Below are 20,269 nucleotides of genomic sequence, written 5' to 3' on the forward strand. Positions count from 1 at the left end.
ATCAGCAGCCTACGCCAGGGATGGCCATTCGAATCAAAACCGACGCGGTTCTGGAATTCACCGGACCGTTAGGACCATCGACTTTGTAATAAGCTTCTGCATGGCCTGTACAAATTAACCGTAACTTGGTATCTGGAACGCGGAAGCTATAACCGTTGACAATTTCGTCAACGTCTAGTGTATGCGTCTCCTCTAGACTTGCGCCCGGTACAGGTGTGCTTCCGTTGGCTGCGTTGTACCCATGAAACACCAGGGTGACGCGAGGGTATTTCTCGATATTTTCGTAGGGAGCAATGAAAATGGGAGTACCGTCAGGACTTAAAACCGGGCTGATAGCGTTATTTTCATTGGCACTTGTATACACTGGCTGAGATAAGCCAACTTCGCCGCCAGGTAAATCGCCCTCGGATCGAACTTCGACTGATTGGGCGAAGGATTTGGATATGTTTGGGTTACCGTCATGACTGACGGTATAGTAAACTTTGATCGCCTCGCCTGATCCCTCGGCAGCCATTACTTCATTGGGGATGGTTAGCGTAATATCCTTGTTTAGATCGATGGTTTTTATCTGGAATGTAATCGGTGTTGGTTGTGAACCCCAGAATAAGTGGACTTGGTCGCTTATTACGAAATCACTCTTCCAGCCAATGACGGCTTTTGCCTCTAGTAAAAAATCTTCTTCATCAATTACGTTGTCATCGTTATTAGCGTTACTGCTGGTTCCTCGGATTATCGGTAGATCGAGATTCTCATTTTCTGGGGTTTCCGGGTCCGGGTCAACGGGGCCTGGTAATTTCAAATTGACATTTACCATTAGCTCAGTAGAGCTACCGATCAAAATATTATTGCGCAAGACTTCATAACGAAGCGCGACCTCTCCATCCCCAGACAGTGCAATAGTTGAATAACGAACATTGATATCAAAGATTGGCTCTTGTGATTCATCGCCAGGCTTTAGCTCAGCTTCTGGCAAAGCAATATTACCCCAGTACAGGGTCACTTTGTCGCCGGATTGAGCATCGGGATATTTAGAAATACTCACGGCTACATTGGCGCGTGCGTCCGCGTCATCAATCACACCGTCTTCTGCTTGTTCGCAGAGTGGCGCAGGGAAGTTGTTTGGTACGGGTGTTAGAAGCAGGCTAAATGTTTTTGTCTGGGATTTAATCGATACGTTTCCAGCACGGTCGGTGATAATGTAGTGTACAGGCTCTGTAACATCGCCAACACTCTCCAAAAATGCTCGGTTAAAGTCGATCATCACCTCATCCATAGTGACTTCATCTTCCATTACCGTATGCGTCGGGCCAGCTTTCTCCCCCCAAAACGTTTGAATATAGTCGCCCCACGCTATGCCGGTATACCCAGGCACCTTCGTGTTTAATACATCGCCCAAAGCTGACAATTCGGCAGAAGTTAGTACACCGTCATTGATAACTGACGGGAATACCAGCCCGGCCAGCAGTCTGCCACCTGGCGCGGTTCTGTCGACAATGATCTGGGTGGGGTCAGAGTCGTTACTTAGGCCCCCTCCCGAGTTTTTGGCTTGATAAGCAACAGCATACCGTCCGTCGTTAACCAAAAGAGCTGCGGGGACGTTGAGAAAAATTGAAGCGCCGGGTTCCTCATTCTCGGCAATTTTTTTGATTTGTCCCGTAGGGATTTCATTCCATAACAGTTGGTATGTGTCTCCAGGTAAGGCTTCGTCCCAAACGACCAAAGTTGCAACAATGGGGTTTTGTAGGTCATCAAGCGTCAATAGTCCATCGATGGGATCAGACAACGGTATAACCGGGGCATTCAATGCCCGTGGACGGTTTCGTTTGCGAGTTATTAATGAGCGCGGGTGTGATGTACACATGGTAGTTCTCCAGGTTTAAAGACGACATTAGGTTTTTTAAATGTTCGTTACTTTTTAATTGGCAATAAAAGACCGATAATTTTTCACAAATTAACGTTTGGCCAAATATTGTCCAAGGTTTGAAAAATACTATCAGGTAGAGGGTTTCTCTATCTGTGGTTGAACTAATCGTAAGTCGTCCTTTGTGTCAATAGGGGGTGGTAAATAAATATTATATTTTATATATAATATTTTGATTGTCGGAATAGTATTACTTGGATATAAGACTTGTCCTGCATTAATGCGCTGATTATTTTCATTTTTTATTTTTGTAATAATCACCGAGCTGCACAGAATTTTTTCTGTGCCGAAAAAGCACTGATTGATCCGCTCCGCCGTAGTTGGTAGATGTTGCCCATCGTAAAATTCGATTATCCGATTAAAATCTAATGTTAACAGATGCTGAGAATGTCCATTAGGTAGGAATCCCTCGCCGTCAAGTAAATGTCTGTAGGAGAAATATTACTAAGATCAAGACAAGTCCTACACACTAAATAGATATCGTGCGGAGATTTGAGGTTTACAACTTTAGACAATACCCACTCTATTTTTTAGCGTGGGAGCATGGATATTGGAAAGTAATCGACAGTTGAATCGTCTGAACTTGAGTATGGCGGGAGTTGCCTTAGGGATGTCGGTGGCTGGAGCCGCATGGGCAGAAACTGAATATATCGTGGGGGGCGTCACAGAAATTAGTGCATCAACCGAGAACGATTTTCAAGTTTCTGGAGGGGCGACCTTTAATATCAGCGGCGCCGATGTTGGACGTGTTGCTGTTGATAGTTCATATATAAATATTAAAGGTGGATCGATCAGTCAATATGGCGCTGGTGGACTCATTCTTCGGTCCAGCGTACTAAATGCGGGCGGAACGGTTATTTCTAACTCTAAAGGAGACGGGCTTAAGTTAGAATTTGGTGCGGGTGGCATTATAAATGGTCCGTCAAAAGCATATATAACCGATAGTAAGATATCAGGCGTTGGCAAGGGGGTTTTGGTGGGGAAGTTGGGTTACCTAGAATTGAGCAATACTGATGTTGTAGGAATTCAGAGCGGTGTAGGCAAAGGGATAGGCATAGATGTGAAGGGCGGTACAGTTATCTTGAAGGAAGGTAGTTATGTTCTGGGTGATAGTGTCGGAATGTTATTGACCTCGGCTGGGGAGTTGCCCGGAGGTGGACGAAGTACGGAGTTGGATGCTATCACCATTGATAACTCTATTGTACAGAGCACGTATGGGTCGGCTATCACAGTTGATGAGATTATTCATAGTGGTAATGTTTCCATTGGTGGTTTAGCTAACATAGTTGTCCAAAACGAATCCACTCTACTGTCCGGTAACGGCAACCTCCTGGAAGTCAAACACGTTAGCACCGCCAACCTCAAAGTCGATAACAGCACTCTCACCGGCAATTTGGTCGCCGATGACACCAGCACTCTCAATGTGACTCTACAAAACAACGCGAGCCTCACTGGCGATGTGATCAATGGAAACAATCTAGCCGTCAATTCTGGCGCGCAGTGGCAGATGGTTGGCGATAACGCTGTCAAGACCATGAGCCTTGATGGCAGCCAGGTTAGATTCGGTCTCGATGGCTTTCATACGCTGTCGTTAGGCCAGTTATCCGGGAGCGGTGTATTTGGCATGAAGATCGATCTTGATGCCGGGTTGGGTGACCTGTTGAACGTGAACGGTCAGGCCAACGGTAATTTCACATTAGCAGTAAAAAACACTGGCACCGAACCGGTGTCACCAGACCTGCAACCCTTGCAGATCGTCCACACCGAAGGCGGTGATGCGCAGTTTAACCTGCTGGGCGAGAAGGTGGATTTGGGTGCGTATTCATACGAGCTGGAAAAACAGGGCAATGACTGGTTTATCGTCGGTTCCGGCAAAACCATCAGTCCGTCGACCCAAAGCGCATTGGCACTGTTTAATGCGGCGCCGACTGTTTTTATGAGCGAGCTGACGACGTTGCGCAGCCGCATGGGTGAGGTGCGCGGCAGCGAGGAAGGCGGGGGATGGATGCGGGCTTATGGCAGTCGTTTCGATGCCACCACTGGCGCTGGTGTTGAGTATAAACAGCAACAACGCGGAATGTCGTTCGGTGCGGATGCCCCCGTTCCTATTGGCAATGGCCACTTACTGTTGGGTGTGCTGGGTGGCTACAGCACAACTGATTTGGACCTTAGCCATGGAACGTCGGGCAAGGTTGACAGCTACTACGTGGGGGCTTATGGCACATGGTTGTCGGAGGCGGGTTACTACGTAGACGCCGTGCTTAAGCTCAACAAATTTCGAAACGAATCGAAGGTTGCCATGAGTGATCAGACCAAGGCCGAAGGCGATTACAACAACACCGCTGTCGGTGGCTCGGTGGAAGTCGGTAAGCACATCAAGCTCGGCGACGACTATTTCATTGAACCCTTCGCGCAGATGGAGGCTGTGGTGGTGCAAGGTGATCACTACCGCCTCGATAATGGTCTGGAAGCCAAGAACGACCGCACTCAATCGATTTTGGGCAAAGTCGGTAGCTCCGTGGGTCGTAACATAGCGCTGAAAGACGGCGGTGTGCTCCGACCTTACCTTCGTGCTGCGGTGGCTCATGAGTTCGCACGCAGTAACAGGGTGTCGGTCAATGAAACGAGTTTCGACAATGACCTGTTCGGGTCGCGTGCCGAGCTGGGCGTCGGGTTGGCGGTATCGCTGTCGAAGAATCTGCAAGTACACGCTGATTTCGACTACATGAAAGGCAATAACGTCGAGCAGCCGTGGGGGGCGAATGTGGGTATCAGGTTAGCCTTCTGATGGGTTGATATCGAAGGCTTTTTACTCTGCATCGAGTACCTCAAAAACCCCTGGTGATCACTCACTGGGGGTTTTGATTTTGGCCGTCAGGGTTTCTTCCGGTTCGGTCTACTTCTGCGTTGAAAAGAGGTTTTACGGCTCTTGTGTTTGTCGTTTGTGGTGTAGGACTCGTGCAGGTTGACGTACAGAATCGCTGAGGTGCCGATCCTTTGGCCGTTACGGTAAACGTCGTAACACACCTCTACTTTGCCTTGCTGAAGATGAGACCTTGGGCTGTGAAACAGCCATTCGCTGCCTATGACCGTTTGGTTCGCGTTCGTCGCATCAATAATTTGTTTTGGGTAAACCGCCCCTCCCCATAGCAGGTTGAACTCGTCACCAGGTTCGAGGTGCGCAGACCCCGGTATCAGCACCCTGAAACCTTTTCCGGCTTGGTCGAGGGACACTGACGTTGGATCGACGTCCTCCAGCGAGGGGGCCGCCAGATGCCCGGAAATCAGGGCTGGCAATGCAGCCGCGTATTCAACCGCTGTCTCATGATCGTAATTAAGTGACATCTCCTCGGTTGTCGAAGTGAAATTAGGGCTGTCTTGTGTTTCTGTCGGAAATTGAGGGCCTGCGGGCAAGCCGGGTTTGCTAGGGCTGTCTCGCCGAGCTGGACGGTTACTTTCCGTCGGCAGCTTTTTTTTCTTGATGGGAGGAGAGCCAGGCGACTGGTTATCGTCCATGTTTAATAATCCTTCCGAATAGTGAGATTGAAATTTTTGCCGCATTGGATGTATAGGTCACGGTGATCATTTGATCCTGGGAAATACATTGCCGTGTGTGACTGCACGACGGCGTCTAGTCAAAGGTTAACTGCTGCGTACGTGTTTTTCTAGTTAAAGTGAGGTTGGAGTGATGGCGCTGGTGTTCCGGCCGATAGGTAATGAACGAGTCATCTACAAGTAATGTTAGTCGGGAAATTTGTCAAGTATCGTATCCATTTGGGTAGGGTTTTCTAATATGTAACATTCGCTGTAGGAATAAACTTACATGGGCGGATTTATTCCTACAAGCCCATGGGAATCTACTTAACGTCGACAAAAATAAAAAAACCGGCAGACCAGCTGCCTGTTTTTTACAATATGCAAAAAACTATTGGTTTATGGTTAATTCCATGGTTTTAGAGGTGATGGATACATTGCCCGCACGATCAGTGATGGAGTAATTGATCACGAGTTTATCGGTTTCGAAAGAAAGCAAAAATGCTTTATCGAACTGAATTTTTATTAATGAAGTTGTGAGGTTCTCAGGCTCTACCAAAATCACAGGTCCATGCACTCCATTACACACCGTTTGAATACGGTCGCCCCGTCCCATCCCGGCATAACCGGGGATCAAGCCTGCGAGGGAGTCACCGAATGTAATGTTAGGAAAGATGATTGGAGCCAGCAGGGCTGCGCCCGGTGCGGTACGATCGATCTTGATTACAGTCATCTCAGAATCGAATATATTTTGTCCTGGGAACGAAATTGTTCGATAGGCGATTGAATAATTTCCATCGTTCATGAGCTCAGTTGCTATGGGAATGAGTCGGGTCAACAAACTACCGACGTCTGGAAGGGGGGTGGGTAATTGAACGGGATCCCCGATAGTGAGTCCGTTCACCAACAGTTGGTAACTATCGAGAGATATCGCTCCTCTCCAAACCGGTAAATGAACGACAATGTCGCTTTGAAGATCGGCAACTTTAATTAAACCGTCTGGCTCTGCTGCCGGAACAGTAGGGGCCTCTAAGCTATGCTTTGGTTGATTGGTCATTTTTATTCCTGACTAAGATTAATTAATTTTAGTGATCGTTTTGACAGGCCTACCTATCATTATTCAACCAATAGCGTTTTGCTAACTAAGTCAAGTTCAATCTGTGGTGAAAAAATTTTCACTAAAGTGGTTTGTATCCTAAATGGGTTAAGTGTGTGAAATTTCCTACGATCTAAATTCCACCCAATAAAAAACCCCAACAAACAAGTCTGTCGGGGCTTCTGATACAACGATTAGCAACTACCGATTAAAGCGCTCAACTAGTGAGTACTGAGTATGTGCTGTACTGGTCAGCTCACCGCTCAATTGCGCCGAGCGCCGCGCTTCGTCTGAGGTTTTATCCGCGAGTTCGGCAATGGTGCTGATATTACGGCTGATTTCCTCCGCGACGGCGCTTTGCTCTTCGGTTGCTGCGGCGATTTGGGTGGTCATGTCGGTAATGTTGGCCACGGCGTCGCTGATGCCAGCCAAGGCCTGATCGGCTTCCATTACCCTGGCAACGCCTTCTTCTGCCTGGCGATGACCGGCGTCCATGGTTTGCACCGCCGCAGTAGCCGTTTGTTGAAGTTTAGCGATGAGGCCGTGAATTTGTCCGGTGGATTCGGCGGTGCGTTGTGCCAGTTGGCGAACTTCATCGGCGACTACTGCGAACCCCCGGCCCATTTCTCCGGCGCGAGCGGCTTCGATGGCGGCGTTCAGCGCCAGCAGATTGGTTTGATCAGCAATGCCCTTGATCACATCGACTACGCTGCCGATTTCGTTGCTGTCTCTGGCCAACTGGGTCACGGTCAGCCCTGTTTCGCCGACAGCGGCAGACAGGCGCTGGATAGCGGCGCGGGTTTCGCCAGCAATATTACGACCTCGTCGCGTCAGTTCATTGGCTTGCTGGGTCGCCTCCGCAGTGCGTTGCACATGGCTGGCAACTTCTTGAGTGGTCGCCGCCATCTGATTAACGGCTGTGGCCACCTGTTCGGTTTCGACGCGTTGACGCTCCAGTCCCGAAGAGCTGGCGTGGGCGAGGGTGTCCGACTGCTTGGCTTGGTCAGTCAGTTGTTCGGCGGTGTCTTGCAAGCGTGTCAGGCACGTCCTCAAGCGCGCCTCCTGACTGAGAATGGACATTTCCAGTCGGGCCTGTGGTCCACGGCTGTCGGTATACATTTGAGCAATCAAGGGGTCAGACGTGGTTTGCTCGGCCAGTTTTAACAGGCGCTTGATGCCACGTTGTTGCCAAGTCAACCCGAGCAGGCCTAGCGGTACCGATAATACGGCCGCCAGTGCGAAGCCCCAATTGGAGTTCAGCCACGCACCGATCAAAAAACTTAGCTGGCTGACCATGATGAATGGAACCCAGTCTTGTAACACAGGCAGCCATTTATCTCGGCCAGGAACCGCCGATTTTCCCAGATTCACGCGCAAGTACAGCGCTTCAGCGCGACGGATTTGTTCCGCAGTGGGCTTGACCCGTACCGACTCATAACCTACGCACTGATTGTTCTCAAACATCGGCGTGACGTAGGCGTTCACCCAATAGAAATCGCCGTTTTTGCTACGATTTTTAACGATCCCCATCCAGGGCTGCGCTTGCTTTAGGGTGCTCCACATATGGTCGAAGACCGCAGACGGCACATCGGGGTGGCGGACCGTATTGTGCGGTGCGCGAAGCAGTTCTTCGCGGGAAAATCCGCTGATCTCGACAAACGCATCATTGCAGTAGGTGATTACGCCCTTGGCATCGGTGGTTGATATCAACCGTTGTTGCGCGGGAAACGTCCGTTCGCGTTGAGTGATGGGCTGGTTATTACGCATGGCTGTTCGATCCGCTGGGCTATAGCGTGGTATCGGCCAAATAGTAGAAAAATTAAGCGTCTTTTTTAAAGAACACTCAAAATTTACCTCGTTAACATGGGAGTCGGGTGCTGTGACCCCCGTTTGCGGGGTCTTATTTCTGCATATTGTTCGACAATTCAAGGTGTTCATTTGGACGGCCAAACAAAAACGTGAGTGCCAGGCACCCATCACCGTCGGCCTTTTACGCTAACACTCACTTATTCGGAAGGAAATTGGACTTATGATCAGTTGGGTCCGGGCTCGTTTTCGATGGGCGTGCTTTGCACTCCATCGCGGGCCAGCCAGCCCGTTTGGCTAAAAATACCAGCGCCTGCAGCCCGCATGGCGACAAACGCTGGGTCAATAACGTGAACCGATCAGCTTGCGATGGCTTGCGGACCTCCTGTATTGCCAATCAACTGACGCAACACATAGTGCAGAATGCCACCCGCCTTGAAGTATTCAACTTCATTGAGGGTATCGATCCGGCACAGCACTTCGACGTCTTCATGGCTGCCGTCAGTGCGGGTGATGGTCAGTTTCAAACTCATCCCAGGGCGTAACTCGGCGTGGGTCAAACCACTGATGTCGACTTTTTCATCGCCCTTCAGCTTCAGCGTCTTGCGACTTTGGCCGTTTTTGAATTGCAAAGGTAATACGCCCATACCTACCAGATTAGAGCGGTGAATCCGCTCGAAGCTTTCAGCGATAACCGCCTTGATGCCTAGCAGGTTAGTGCCCTTTGCGGCCCAGTCTCGGCTAGAGCCAGTGCCATATTCCAGACCGGCAAACACCACCAGCGGCGTGCCTTCGGTCTGGTAACGCATGGCCGCGTCATAGATCGGTAGTTTTTCCTCGGTGGGAATATGGATCGTATAGCCGCCTTCTTCGCCACCCAGCATCTCGTTGCGGATGCGGATGTTGGCGAACGTGCCGCGCATCATGACTTCATGGTTACCCCGGCGCGAGCCGTAGGAGTTGAAGTCGCGGGGTTCGACGCCTTTTTGCCGCAGGTAGCGACCGGCTGGGCTGTCAGCCTTGATATTTCCGGCAGGGGAGATGTGGTCGGTGGTCACCGAGTCACCCAGCAACGCCAGGATGCTCGCACCGCCCACGTCTTCGATCACCGGCAGTGGCCCGGCAATATTGTCGAAAAATGGCGGGTGCTGGATGTAGGTGGAGTCATCCTGCCAGACATAAGTCGCGGCTTGAGGCACTTCAATCGATTGCCATTGCGCGTCACCGGCAAACACTTCGGCGTATTCCTTGTGGAACATACCGGTGTTGACCTGGGCAACGGCGTCAGCGATTTCCTTCTGGCTCGGCCAGATATCGCGCAGGTACACCGGTTTGCCATCCGAGCCGTCGCCCAGCGATTCGGTGCTGATGTCGATACGCACGCTGCCCGCCAAGGCATAGGCCACGACCAACGGCGGGGAGGCGAGCCAGTTGGTCTTGACCAGCGGGTGTACACGGCCTTCGAAGTTGCGGTTGCCAGACAGTACCGAGGCAACCGTCAAGTCCGACTGTTGGATAGCTTTCTCAATAGGTGCCTCCAACGGTCCGGAGTTGCCGATGCAAGTGGTGCAGCCGTAGCCGACCAAATCAAAGCCCAGCGCATCGAGGTATTGGGTCAGCCCGGCCGCTTTATAGTAGTCGGTGACCACTTTGGAGCCCGGCGCCAATGACGTCTTGACCCACGGTTTGCTCTTCAACCCTTTTTCCACGGCTTTTTTTGCCACCAGTCCCGCCGCCATCATCACGCTGGGGTTTGAGGTGTTGGTGCAGGAGGTAATGGCCGCGATAACGACCGCGCCGTTTTTCAGGCGATAGGTATGGCCTTGGTACTCGTAGTCTGCTTCACCAATCAGGTCGGCGTTCCCCACCGCGACACCACCGCCGCCTTCACTTTCCAGTCGACCTTCTTCTTTATGTGATGGCGCGATTTGCAGGCCCAGAAAATCGCTGAACGCTTGTGCGACGTCGGGCAGCGAGACTCGATCTTGCGGACGCTTCGGCCCGGCGAGGCTGGCTTCAACGGTGCTCATGTCCAGGTCAAGGCTGTCGGTGAATACTGGCTCTTTACCCGGCAGGCGCCATAGGCCTTGGGCTTTGCAGTAGGCCTCCACCAGTTTTACGGTTTCGGCAGGACGCCCGGACAAGCGCAAGTAGTTCAGGGTGATGTCGTCGACCGGGAAGAAGCCGCAAGTTGCGCCATATTCCGGCGCCATGTTGGCGATAGTGGCGCGATCGGCCAGTGGTAGATCGGCCAGCCCGTCGCCGTAAAACTCGACAAATTTACCGACCACGCCTTTTTTACGCAGCATCTGCGTGACGGTCAGTACCAGGTCGGTGGCAGTAATGCCTTCTTTTAGCTTGCCGATCAGCTTGAAACCGATGACTTCAGGAATCAGCATCGACACCGGTTGCCCGAGCATCGCCGCTTCCGCTTCGATACCGCCGACGCCCCAACCGAGCACACCGAGACCATTGATCATGGTGGTGTGGGAGTCCGTGCCGACCAGGGTGTCCGGGAAGGCGTAGGTGCGGCCATCCTCGTCTTTGGTCCACACCGTGCGCCCGAGGTATTCCAGGTTGACCTGGTGACAGATCCCGGTGCCCGGTGGCACCACGCTGAAGTTGTCGAAGGCGCTTTGACCCCAACGCAAGAACGCGTAACGCTCACCGTTGCGCTGCATTTCGATGTCGACGTTCTGGCCAAAGGCGCTGGCATCGCCGAACTTATCGACCATCACCGAGTGGTCGATCACCAGATCTACAGGCGACAGAGGGTTGATACGTTGTGGATCACCCCCCGCTTTGGCCACGGCGGCGCGCATGGCCGCCAAATCGACCACCGCCGGCACGCCGGTAAAGTCTTGCATCAGCACCCGAGCCGGGCGGTATTGAATTTCCCGGTCCGAACGGCGCTCGGTGAGCCAAGCGGCCAAGGCTTTGAGGTCGGTGCCGGTAACGGTCTTGTTGTCTTCCCAGCGCAGCAGGTTTTCCAGCAGCACTTTCAACGACATCGGCAGCGTGTCCAGGTCGCCCAGGGTTTTTGCAGCTTCTGGCAGGCTGAAATAATGGTAGGTCTTATTATCGATTTCTAATGTTTTGAGACTTTTCAGGCTATCGAGGGAGGGCATGACATAACTCCTTGACGAGTCCGCACGGTACGGACCTTGGGAATTGAACAGCGTCTTGAACGAGCTCTGATGCAGGTTCCTGAGTGGTTTCGGCTAAGGCTTGAGTTACTACTGGACCGCAGAACGGCGCCAGTGGTTCATGATTGGGCTATCATGCGCCGCTTTTAAGCCTTGAGGCTCACCTCAAGCGCCGCGCAGTGGCTAAATGTTTCGCCACTGCCCAGGAGAAATGAATGAACACCCTGTTTATGCACTGCCGGCCGGGCTTTGAAAGCGAAGTCTGTTCAGAGATTGCCGAGCATGCGGCTCGCCTGAACGTGGCCGGATATGCCAAAGCCAAAACCAACGCGGCCTGTGCCGAGTTCGTGTGCACCGAAGAAGACGGCGCCGCACGCTTGATGAAAGGCCAGCGCTTTGCCGAGTTGATCTTTCCTCGGCAATGGGCGCGCGGGGTGTTTCTCGATCTGCCGGAAACCGACCGTATCAGCGTGATTTTGGCGCAGCTGGCAGGTTTTCCGGTCTTCGGCAGCCTGTGGCTGGAGGTGGTCGATACCAACGACGGCAAAGAGCTGTCGAACTTCTGCAAAAAATTCGAAGCGCCATTGCGCAAAGCGTTGACCAACGCGGGCAAGCTGACGGAAGACGCCAGCAAACCGCGTTTGTTGCTGACCTTCAAGAGTGGGCGCGAAGTCTTCCTCGGCATGGCAGAGGCTAATAATTCGGCGATGTGGCCCATGGGCATCCCACGTTTGAAGTTCCCCCGTGAATCGCCTAGCCGCTCGACCTTGAAGCTGGAAGAGGCGTGGCACCATTTTATTCCCCGTGATCAATGGGATGAGCGCCTGTCGGGTGAGATGACCGCTGTCGATCTCGGTGCAGCGCCAGGTGGCTGGACCTATCAACTGGTGCGTCGTGGAATGCTCGTGACCGCCATCGATAACGGGCCGATGGCCGAGAGCTTGATGGACACTGGTTTAGTGCAGCATTTGATGGCCGACGGCTTTACGTTTAAGCCACGTCATCCGGTGGATTGGATGGTGTGTGACATCGTAGAAAAACCTGCGCGCAACGCTGCGTTGTTAGAAACCTGGCTGGGGGAGGGCTTGTGCCGTGAAGCCGTGGTTAACTTGAAATTGCCAATGAAACAGCGCTTTGCCGAAGTGCGTCGCCTGTTGTTACGCATCGAAGAAGGTTTTGCTGATCGTGGGATCAACGTCAGCATTGGCTGCAAACAGCTGTACCACGACCGCGAAGAAGTCACCTGCCATTTGCGTCGACTGGACGGCAAGCGCCGTTAATTCTGAGCCCACTCAGCGAAATTGGCGGCATTCGCTTATTGGGTGACAATACCCGCCAGCTTTTGGAGAGACCTATGCCCGAACTCATCGATACTTTGCCGGTTGACGCGGTTCTTGACGCCAGCGGCCTGAGTTGCCCAGAACCGGTGATGATGCTGCACCAAAAGGTGCGGGATTTACACGCGGGCGGCTTGCTCAAAGTCATCGCCACCGACCCTTCAACCCGTCGCGATATTCCCAAGTTTTGTGTGTTCCTGGGTCATGAACTGGTCGAGCAACAGGCTGACGGCGGGACGTATGTGTACTGGATTCGCAAGAAGATTGATTGATTGATCAGATTCTGTAGGAGGGTCCGCCACGTCTTCGACGCCGCGCTGTCGCACAGCAAACTGTGTGGCACTTTTTGTGTGGTTTGAGGTTGCAGGGTGTCAGGACTGAAGCCTTCCCGAATAAATTCGGTCCCACAGTGCCGGGATTACCTTGCCGCCATCCGAATCCGCTTGCGCGCACTGCTGACCAAGCGCATCGACAGCATCAACGCCGCGCAGGATAGGCCGACAATCAACCCCTGCCACAGGCCGCCGGGTCCACTGGCGGGGCCGAGCACGTCGGTCAGGCCGAGAAGGTAGCCGACCGGCAAACCCACTCCCCAGTAGGCGAACAATGTCAGGATCATTGTTACCCGTGTGTCTTGATAACCGCGCAACGCACCTGCTGCGGTGACCTGAATCGCGTCGGAAAACTGGAACAGCGCCGAAAACACAATCAACGAAGCGGCCAGCTTTATCACCAGTGGGTCGGCAGTATAAATCCTGGCGATGTGCTCACGCATAAGCAGCATCAAACTGGCCGAAAAGCACGCGTAAAACAACGCCGTCGCCATGCCGACACCGGCAGTAAAACGTGCGTCTCGTGGCGCATTGCGGCCTAGGGCCTGGCCGACCCGCACGGTGACCGCCATGCCCAGCGAAAACGGGATCATGAACACCAGCGAGCTGAAGTTGAGGGCGATTTGATGCCCGGCCACCACGTTCGAGCCTAGACTGCCGATCAGCAGTGCGATCACGGCAAAAATACTGGCCTCGGCAAAAACAGCAATGCCGATAGGTAAACCGATATCGATCAGGCGTTTGATCACTGCCCATTGCGGCCATTCGAAGTGGCTAAAAACGGCGCTCGGCTTATAGACCGGCGCTCGGCGTACCCAGGCAATCATGCCCAAGAAAATCCCCCACATCACAATGGCAGTGGCCCATCCGCAACCAACCCCGCCAAGCGCCGGCATGCCGAAGTGGCCGTAGATGAAGATGTAATTCAGCGGAATATTCAACGCCAGGCCGCAGAGACCCAGCACCATGCTCGGACGGGTTCGGCCCAGGGCATCACTGAGGCAGCGCAATACGTAGAACAACGCCGTAGCGGGCATGCCGCAAGCGATGCCGCGCAGGTATCGCATACAGGGTTCGATCAGTACCGGATCAACGCTCATCAGATGCAGCACCGGTTCAGCGCTCAACAGCAGCAGCGCGGCGATAACACCCACCGTCGACGCTAACCACAATGCCTGCCGCACCAAGGAGCCTATTTCCGAGGTTTGACCCGCACCATGCCGCTGCGCGACTTTGGGCGTGGTCGCCAACAATATGCCGGTCATCAGCAAATAGATCGGCACCCAGATCGAGTTGCCCAAGGCCACGGCCGCCAAGTCACGAGGGCCGACGTTGCCCGCCATCACGGCATCGACAAACCCCATCGCGGTATAGGCCAGTTGCGCAATGATGATTGGCAATGCCAGTGCCATCAGCGAGCGAAGTTCTAGACGAACGCGAGCTGTGCGATTGAGCGGCAGTAGATCTTTAGGCGGGGCAAGTGTCTTTGCACAATTCACGGTCAGTCCAAAAGCGGGTACAGAAAGCCGAGCATTCTACCTGCTTGACACTAGGGTCAGGAATCCTAGTTGTGTCGGCGGTAGATCCCATGCAGGATGGCGGGCTGTGCCTACACTGCCGCCGACCCCATGGAGCCCAATCATGCGCATTGTTGCCGATGAAAATATCCCGCTGCTCGACGCCTTTTTCGCCCAATTCGGGGACATACGACGTTTGCCGGGCCGTTCCATTGACCGTGCTGCGGTGGCAGAGGCTGACGTGCTGCTGGTGCGCTCGGTGACCAACGTCAATAGGGCAATGTTGGAAGGTAGCTCGGTACGTTTTGTCGGCACCTGCACCATTGGCACTGATCATTTGGATCTGGATTACTTTAAGCAGGCTGGAATTCAGTGGTCCAGCGCCCCCGGTTGCAACGCGCGTGGGGTGGTGGATTACGTGCTAGGCAGTCTGTTGACCTTGGCTGAGATTGAAGGTGTCGAACTGACCCAGCGCACGTATGGCGTGGTCGGCGCTGGCCAGGTTGGCAGCCGCCTGATCGAGGTATTACGTGGCTTGGGTTGGAATGTGTTGGTGTGTGATCCGCCTCGGCAGTTGGCAGAGGGTGGCGACTTTGTCAGCCTTGAACAGATTATCGAGCAGTGCGACGTAATCAGTTTGCACACGCCTCTGACCAAAAACGGTGGAATGCGTACATGGCACTTGTTCGACCAGCAGCGCCTGAGTCAGCTCAAGGCGGGCACTTGGCTGATCAATGCCAGCCGCGGCGCGGTGGTGGACAACGGCGCTTTGCGTGAGGTTTTGCTGCGGCGCGAAGATTTACAAGCCGTGCTCGACGTCTGGGAAGGCGAGCCGCAAGTCGATGTAGCATTGGCCGATTTATGTGTACTGGCTACGCCACACATCGCCGGCTACAGCCTTGACGGTCGGCAGCGGGGAACCGCGCAAATCTACGAGGCGCTTTGTGCTTACTTAAAACGTGCGCCCGCTATCAGTTTGCAGCAATTGTTACCGCAAACCTGGCTGACGCAAGTAACCCTGAACCCAAGCTGTTCCCCGACGTGGGCGTTGGCCATGCTATGCCGTGGGGTGTATGACCCACGTCGGGACGATGCAGACTTCCGACGCAGCTTAGTCGGCGATACAGCGAGCCAGCGTTTGGCCTTCGATGCGCTACGTAAGCATTATCCTGCGCGTCGCGAGATTGAAGGGTTACTTGTGCAGATCAATGGTGAGTCCGAACCGTTAAGACAATTAGTAACGGCGCTGGGGGCTCGTGTGGTTTAAATTTGATTTATCTGCAAGGCAACGCGCGAGCCTTGCAGTTTTTTCAGTATCGGTAAAGATGCTTAGCAATATAGGCGTACAAGTCGTTAAATACTGAGAAGTGCACGTTGTCCGAATGGGCGTTCGTATGGGTGAGCGCCAAGTGGCATTCTTTAAGCATTTCACCTCGTTCGGTTCTGGTTTCAATCGGCGCGTTCACTATTTCGCAATAGCGAGAGTAACTGCACGGAGTATTCAGCGTGGGCGTTCGAATGATACTGACCGTATTTTGTGCCGGGCTTATCACGTCGCCATGATTGTTCGTTATGGGTTGCGGCAGTAATTCGAAGCCATCAGTGCACACACTGCTGCACACAACGCGTCGGTTTTTTAGTACCCCAAGACCTCGTTCATACAAGGTAAGTTTTGAGCCTGACGCCCGCATACAGGCATTTTCGAATGAGGTCAGGATTCCCTGAGCGTTGCCCATGCTGACATCAATTGCGGTCATGTCGACAAAGCGTTCCAGGGTTTGGTCGGTCAAGCTATTGAGCGCCCTTTTGATAGTCGATAGATGAGCAAATTCTTTTTTGCAGGCAATTAAATGAACATCAAACTGATACCCCAACCCCGTCACCATGTCTGGAACATTTGCAAAGTTAATGTCGTCTAAGGCACATTCCATAATGACGTTATATTTGAAGCTAAAAGCCTGATTGAATATTTTTCCGCACACGGCTCTGACAAAGTTCTCTGTGTGTTCGTAGGCATGCAAGACACCATGACGTCGCATCGCTTGATAGTGTGGGTGAAGCTCCCTGAATGCCGGTAAGTACAATCGAACGTAGTTGTTGTAGTTGCCCGAGGGTAGCAGTGCGTTCTCGAGTAGGTAAGTTTTTCCCGACCCTTGCACCCCAGCGACAATAAGAATTTTCGGTGGCCATACGGTTGAGATATTGACCACTGCGGGTCGGGTAAATACGTCAGCAAACAGCGTGTCATAGGCGTACTGCACATCGGCGGGAGTATAAGGATAACGAGCAGGTTCTATCATGTGGCACTCCATTAGTTTGATAGGGTTCGCTTCAATTTAAGGAAGCTGCGGCGAAGTAATTGGCTTTTCCGCACCGTGTCAAACCAGCGCTTGTCACGTGATGTTGCATGAAAGGGGCACACAGAAAAAACCCGGCATCAACGCCGGGTTTAAAAATATGCTTATTGCAGCATCAATCTTTTTTTTCAGGGTTGACCCAGTTTTTATCGCATTCTTGACACGCGGCCTGAACCATTTCTTCAGTGATCAGTATCTCGCGTCCATCGTCGTCGAGAATGGCGCCACCGACAGCCAAGGTCGGAGTGGCTCGAACGAGCGATACGTGATTGGTGCTGTTTTGCAAACTCATGGCCTGGCTCCTCATCAGGTTGTGCGCTTAAAACTAATCTCGTTCTATGACGGCGCTGTGACATCTTTCAACGCCCGTTCAACACACGTCTAAGTCCACCAGAAATGTCTGAAAATTTCCAGCAAGGTTTTTAGAGCGAACCGTATAAGTAGAATTATTGAGCTCATAAAAGCACAGGGATTTGAAGGTAATGGCGGTATTTTACGACCCTTACATATTTCAAGCTTCGTTTGAGCCACAGGTGTAGGCTTTCTGGCTCAGTCTTTCCGGCAGGCAGGTGTCTTGTATGGTCTCAATGTTATCAAGTCGTCAGCGCAATGCCGTTCGTCTGGCCCTGCGTTACGTCGCTCCGTATCGATGGCCCGCCATGGGGGCGCTAGTGGCATTGATCGTTACTGCGGGCATTACTTTGTCCATGGGGCAAGGCATCAAGCTGATGGTCGATCAGGGTTTCATGACTCAATCCCCGGCCATGCTTAACCGTTCGATCGGTTTTTTTCTGATACTGGTTGTCGGGCTGGCCATGGGTACATTTGCCCGGTTTTACCTGGTGTCGTGGATTGGTGAGCGCGTGGTTGCTGACATGCGTAAACAGGTATTCAACCATCTAATTAATTTGCATCCGGGGTTTTATGAAAATAACCGAAGCTCAGAAATTCAGTCGCGGCTAACCACCGACACCACGCTGTTACAGTCGGTGATCGGGTCGTCACTTTCGTTATTCCTGCGCAACTTGCTGATGGTGATCGGCGGTATTGTCTTGTTGTTTTTTACCAATCCAAAGCTCACCAGTATCGTCGTCGTCGCCTTGCCGCTGGTGGTCGCGCCAATCCTGATTTTCGGTCGGCGAGTGCGCAGTCTCTCGCGTTTGAGCCAAGACCGGATTGCCGACGTCGGAAGCTATGTCGCCGAAGCATTGGGGCAGATCAAAACCGTACAGGCTTACAACCATCAGCAGCAGGACAGAGTGCGTTTCTCCGCGACGGCGGAAGAGGCATTTAATACGGCGCGCAAGCGCATATTGCAGCGCTCCTGGCTGATCACCCTGGTGATCGTGTTGGTGTTGGGCGCGGTTGGGGTAATGCTGTGGGTCGGTGGGATGGATGTCATCGCCGGGCGTATTTCCGGTGGGGAGCTGGCAGCATTTGTGTTCTATAGCCTGATCGTAGGCAGTGCTTTGGGCACCTTGAGTGAAGTCATCGGCGAACTACAGCGCGCAGCGGGTGCGGCTGAACGAATCGCAGAGCTGCTTCAGGCGCCTAGCGAAATTGAGCCGCCTATCCAGGGTTTACTGCACCTGCCGGAACGGGTCAGTGGTCAGATCACCTTAGAAAACGTTAGTTTTGCGTACCCATCTCGCCCGGAGCGCAATGCTGTCGATGGGTTTAGCCTGACTATCGAAGCCGGCGAGACCTTGGCACTGGTCGGACCTTCTGGCGCCGGTAAGTCGACGCTGTTCGATTTGCTATTGCGTTTTTATGATCCGCAGCAGGGGCGGGTGCTGGTGGAAGGGCTGCCCATCGCACAGCTTGACCCGTCGGACTTGCGACGTTGTTTCGCCATGGTTTCGCAAAACCCTGCACTGTTTTTCGGCACCGTTGAGGACAACATCCGCTACGGCAACCCTAAAGCAACGATTGAGCAGGTGCAGGCCGCCGCGCGTATTGCCCATGCCCATGAGTTCATTTTGCAGATGCCCGATGGTTATCAGACACACTTGGGGGAAGGCGGACTTGGCTTGTCTGGCGGCCAGCGTCAACGTTTGGCAATCGCTCGGGCCTTACTGGTCGATGCGCCGATTCTCTTGCTTGATGAGGCGACCAGCGCATTGGACGCTCAAAGCGAACACCTTATCCAGCAGGCGTTGCCAAGCTTGATGAAAGGCCGCACAACCTTGGTCATTGCCCACCGGCTGGCCACCGTACAGAACGCCGACCGCATTGCAGTGATTGATCAAGGACGTTTGATTGCCGTCGGTACTCATCAACAACTGATTGCCAGCAACCCGTTGTACGCGAGGTTGGCGGCGTTGCAATTTAATGGGCAGCAAGAAGAGGTAGTTTAGGCGCGGTGTGCCCACGCCCAAACGCTCAAAGGGATTGCCCCGCCCTGCGATGCCGTGCTGTTGCGTAGTCAGCACGGCTTACAACTTGAACCGCGCCATTTGCGTGGCCAGATGCTCTGCTTTGCTCGACAGTTTTAGGCAGTCCTCGCGACAAATTTGCACGTCTTTAGCCGTCGACTGAGCAAGGTCAGCGATGCCCTGGACGTTACGGTTAATTTCTTCGGTGACCGAACTTTGTTCCTCTGTGGCGGCGGCGACCTGATGGTTGCGGTCCGTGAGTTCCTCAACGTGCCCTGCTATGGCATCCAGCGAGTTACCAGTGCGGCGGGTCGCTTCAACACCGGTGCCTGTGGCGGCTTGACCTGCGCGCATGGACGCTACGGCTTGACTGGCACCCCCTTTCAACTCACCTATCATCTGCTGTATTTCGCCGGTGGCGCTCTGGGTGCGCCCGGCGAGGGTGCGAACTTCATCGGCTACCACGGCAAACCCGCGTCCCAGTTCTCCGGCACGCGCCGCTTCGATGGCTGCGTTGAGGGCCAACAAGTTGGTCTGTTCGGAAATGCTACGAATTACCGTCAACACTTGATCAATGTTGGAGATCTTGGTCGCCAGCGCTTCGACCGCGCCCGCTGCGTTGCCGACGCCGTCGGACATCGCCTGAATGTGAGCAATCGATTGGCCGACGATGATTTTGGCGGACACGGCTTCGTCTTGAGTGCTGCGCGACACCTGGGCGGCGGCGCCTGCATTTCGGGCAATTTCCTGCACGGTCAGGCCCATCTCATGTACCGCAGTGGCGACCATGTCAGTCATTTGCTGTTGCTGCACCGCCCGTGCCGATGTGCTCTCCACCACCCGCGCCA

At 53.2% G+C, this 20,269-nt stretch carries 14 protein-coding genes; 5 read left to right on the top strand and 9 right to left on the bottom strand.

The genetic code is table 11. The features are described 5' to 3' along the window. Position 1: 1 nt before the first annotated feature. Positions 2-1,783: a hypothetical protein gene (locus tag QN378_RS14755; RefSeq protein ID WP_322204547.1), complete on the bottom strand. Its 1,782-nt coding sequence runs from the start codon at positions 1,781-1,783 to the stop codon at positions 2-4. Positions 1,784-2,471: 688 nt separating this feature from the next. Here QN378_RS14755 and QN378_RS14760 point away from each other — a divergent pair. Further along, positions 2,472-4,709 (top strand): autotransporter outer membrane beta-barrel domain-containing protein, encoded by a 2,238-nt coding sequence (locus QN378_RS14760; RefSeq protein ID WP_323547386.1) that lies wholly within the window; start codon positions 2,472-2,474, stop codon positions 4,707-4,709. Positions 4,710-4,795: 86 nt separating this feature from the next. Here the strand turns inward: QN378_RS14760 and QN378_RS14765 are convergent, their stop codons facing one another. From QN378_RS14765 to acnA, 4 genes are all read right to left on the bottom strand, one after another. Then, positions 4,796-5,437 (bottom strand): hypothetical protein, encoded by a 642-nt coding sequence (locus QN378_RS14765; protein ID WP_322204544.1) that lies wholly within the window; start codon positions 5,435-5,437, stop codon positions 4,796-4,798. A gap of 409 nt (positions 5,438-5,846) precedes the next feature. Next, positions 5,847-6,512, bottom strand: a complete 666-nt coding sequence (locus QN378_RS14770; protein ID WP_322204542.1) for a hypothetical protein — start codon at positions 6,510-6,512, stop codon at positions 5,847-5,849. Between the two features lie 240 nt (positions 6,513-6,752). Further along, positions 6,753-8,318: a PAS domain-containing methyl-accepting chemotaxis protein gene (locus QN378_RS14775; RefSeq protein ID WP_322204541.1), complete on the bottom strand. Its 1,566-nt coding sequence runs from the start codon at positions 8,316-8,318 to the stop codon at positions 6,753-6,755. Between the two features lie 398 nt (positions 8,319-8,716). Beyond that, on the bottom strand, positions 8,717-11,485 hold the full coding sequence (gene acnA / locus QN378_RS14780; protein WP_322204540.1) for an aconitate hydratase AcnA: 2,769 nt from the start codon (positions 11,483-11,485) through the stop codon (positions 8,717-8,719). A 233-nt stretch (positions 11,486-11,718) separates the two neighbouring features. On the opposite strand from acnA, the gene rlmM reads away from it, so the two are divergent. Next, a complete protein-coding gene (rlmM, locus tag QN378_RS14785) occupies positions 11,719-12,783 on the top strand; it encodes a 23S rRNA (cytidine(2498)-2'-O)-methyltransferase RlmM (protein ID WP_323547389.1) in 1,065 nt (354 codons plus the stop codon). Positions 12,784-12,857: 74 nt separating this feature from the next. Beyond that, entirely contained in the window at positions 12,858-13,112 is a 255-nt protein-coding gene (gene tusA / locus QN378_RS14790) for a sulfurtransferase TusA (protein ID WP_322204536.1), read from the top strand. 146 nt (positions 13,113-13,258) lie between these two features. On the opposite strand, the gene QN378_RS14795 is transcribed toward tusA, so the two are convergent. Then, positions 13,259-14,671 carry an MATE family efflux transporter gene (locus QN378_RS14795; protein ID WP_322204535.1) on the bottom strand — a complete coding sequence of 471 codons (1,413 nt, stop codon included), beginning with the start codon at positions 14,669-14,671 and terminating at the stop codon, positions 13,259-13,261. A 142-nt stretch (positions 14,672-14,813) separates the two neighbouring features. Here QN378_RS14795 and pdxB point away from each other — a divergent pair, with 142 nt between their 5' ends. Beyond that, positions 14,814-15,956 carry a 4-phosphoerythronate dehydrogenase PdxB gene (gene pdxB, locus QN378_RS14800; RefSeq protein ID WP_323547392.1) on the top strand — a complete coding sequence of 381 codons (1,143 nt, stop codon included), beginning with the start codon at positions 14,814-14,816 and terminating at the stop codon, positions 15,954-15,956. Positions 15,957-15,999: 43 nt separating this feature from the next. Here pdxB and QN378_RS14805 read toward each other — a convergent pair whose 3' ends face one another. Next, the gene (locus QN378_RS14805) at positions 16,000-16,989 is read right to left on the bottom strand and encodes a zeta toxin family protein (protein WP_323547394.1); all 990 of its coding nucleotides are present in this window, start codon (positions 16,987-16,989) and stop codon (positions 16,000-16,002) included. Positions 16,990-17,161: 172 nt separating this feature from the next. Next, the gene (locus QN378_RS14810) at positions 17,162-17,338 is read right to left on the bottom strand and encodes a PA1571 family protein (RefSeq protein WP_323547396.1); all 177 of its coding nucleotides are present in this window, start codon (positions 17,336-17,338) and stop codon (positions 17,162-17,164) included. A 286-nt stretch (positions 17,339-17,624) separates the two neighbouring features. Here QN378_RS14810 and QN378_RS14815 point away from each other — a divergent pair, with 286 nt between their 5' ends. Beyond that, positions 17,625-19,403 carry an ABC transporter transmembrane domain-containing protein gene (locus QN378_RS14815; RefSeq protein WP_323547398.1) on the top strand — a complete coding sequence of 593 codons (1,779 nt, stop codon included), beginning with the start codon at positions 17,625-17,627 and terminating at the stop codon, positions 19,401-19,403. Positions 19,404-19,481: 78 nt separating this feature from the next. Here QN378_RS14815 and QN378_RS23625 read toward each other — a convergent pair whose 3' ends face one another. Further along, positions 19,482-20,219: a methyl-accepting chemotaxis protein gene (locus QN378_RS23625; protein WP_407074126.1), complete on the bottom strand. Its 738-nt coding sequence runs from the start codon at positions 20,217-20,219 to the stop codon at positions 19,482-19,484. Positions 20,220-20,269: the final 50 nt, after the last annotated feature.

Source organism: Pseudomonas sp. 10S5, assembly GCF_035019745.1.
Classification (GTDB): domain Bacteria; phylum Pseudomonadota; class Gammaproteobacteria; order Pseudomonadales; family Pseudomonadaceae; genus Aquipseudomonas.

Coding starts and splice junctions, on each gene's coding strand:
- QN378_RS14765 (WP_322204544.1), bottom strand. CDS start 5,437: ATGGACGATAACCAGTCGCCTGGCTCTCCTCCCATCAAGAAAAAAAAG.
- QN378_RS14770 (WP_322204542.1), bottom strand. CDS start 6,512: ATGACCAATCAACCAAAGCATAGCTTAGAGGCCCCTACTGTTCCGGCA.
- QN378_RS14775 (WP_322204541.1), bottom strand. CDS start 8,318: ATGCGTAATAACCAGCCCATCACTCAACGCGAACGGACGTTTCCCGCG.
- acnA (WP_322204540.1), bottom strand. CDS start 11,485: ATGCCCTCCCTCGATAGCCTGAAAAGTCTCAAAACATTAGAAATCGAT.
- rlmM (WP_323547389.1), top strand. CDS start 11,719: ATGAACACCCTGTTTATGCACTGCCGGCCGGGCTTTGAAAGCGAAGTC.
- tusA (WP_322204536.1), top strand. CDS start 12,858: ATGCCCGAACTCATCGATACTTTGCCGGTTGACGCGGTTCTTGACGCC.
- pdxB (WP_323547392.1), top strand. CDS start 14,814: ATGCGCATTGTTGCCGATGAAAATATCCCGCTGCTCGACGCCTTTTTC.
- QN378_RS14805 (WP_323547394.1), bottom strand. CDS start 16,989: ATGATAGAACCTGCTCGTTATCCTTATACTCCCGCCGATGTGCAGTAC.
- QN378_RS14810 (WP_323547396.1), bottom strand. CDS start 17,338: ATGAGTTTGCAAAACAGCACCAATCACGTATCGCTCGTTCGAGCCACT.
- QN378_RS14815 (WP_323547398.1), top strand. CDS start 17,625: ATGGTCTCAATGTTATCAAGTCGTCAGCGCAATGCCGTTCGTCTGGCC.
- QN378_RS23625 (WP_407074126.1), bottom strand. CDS start 20,219: ATGACTGACATGGTCGCCACTGCGGTACATGAGATGGGCCTGACCGTG.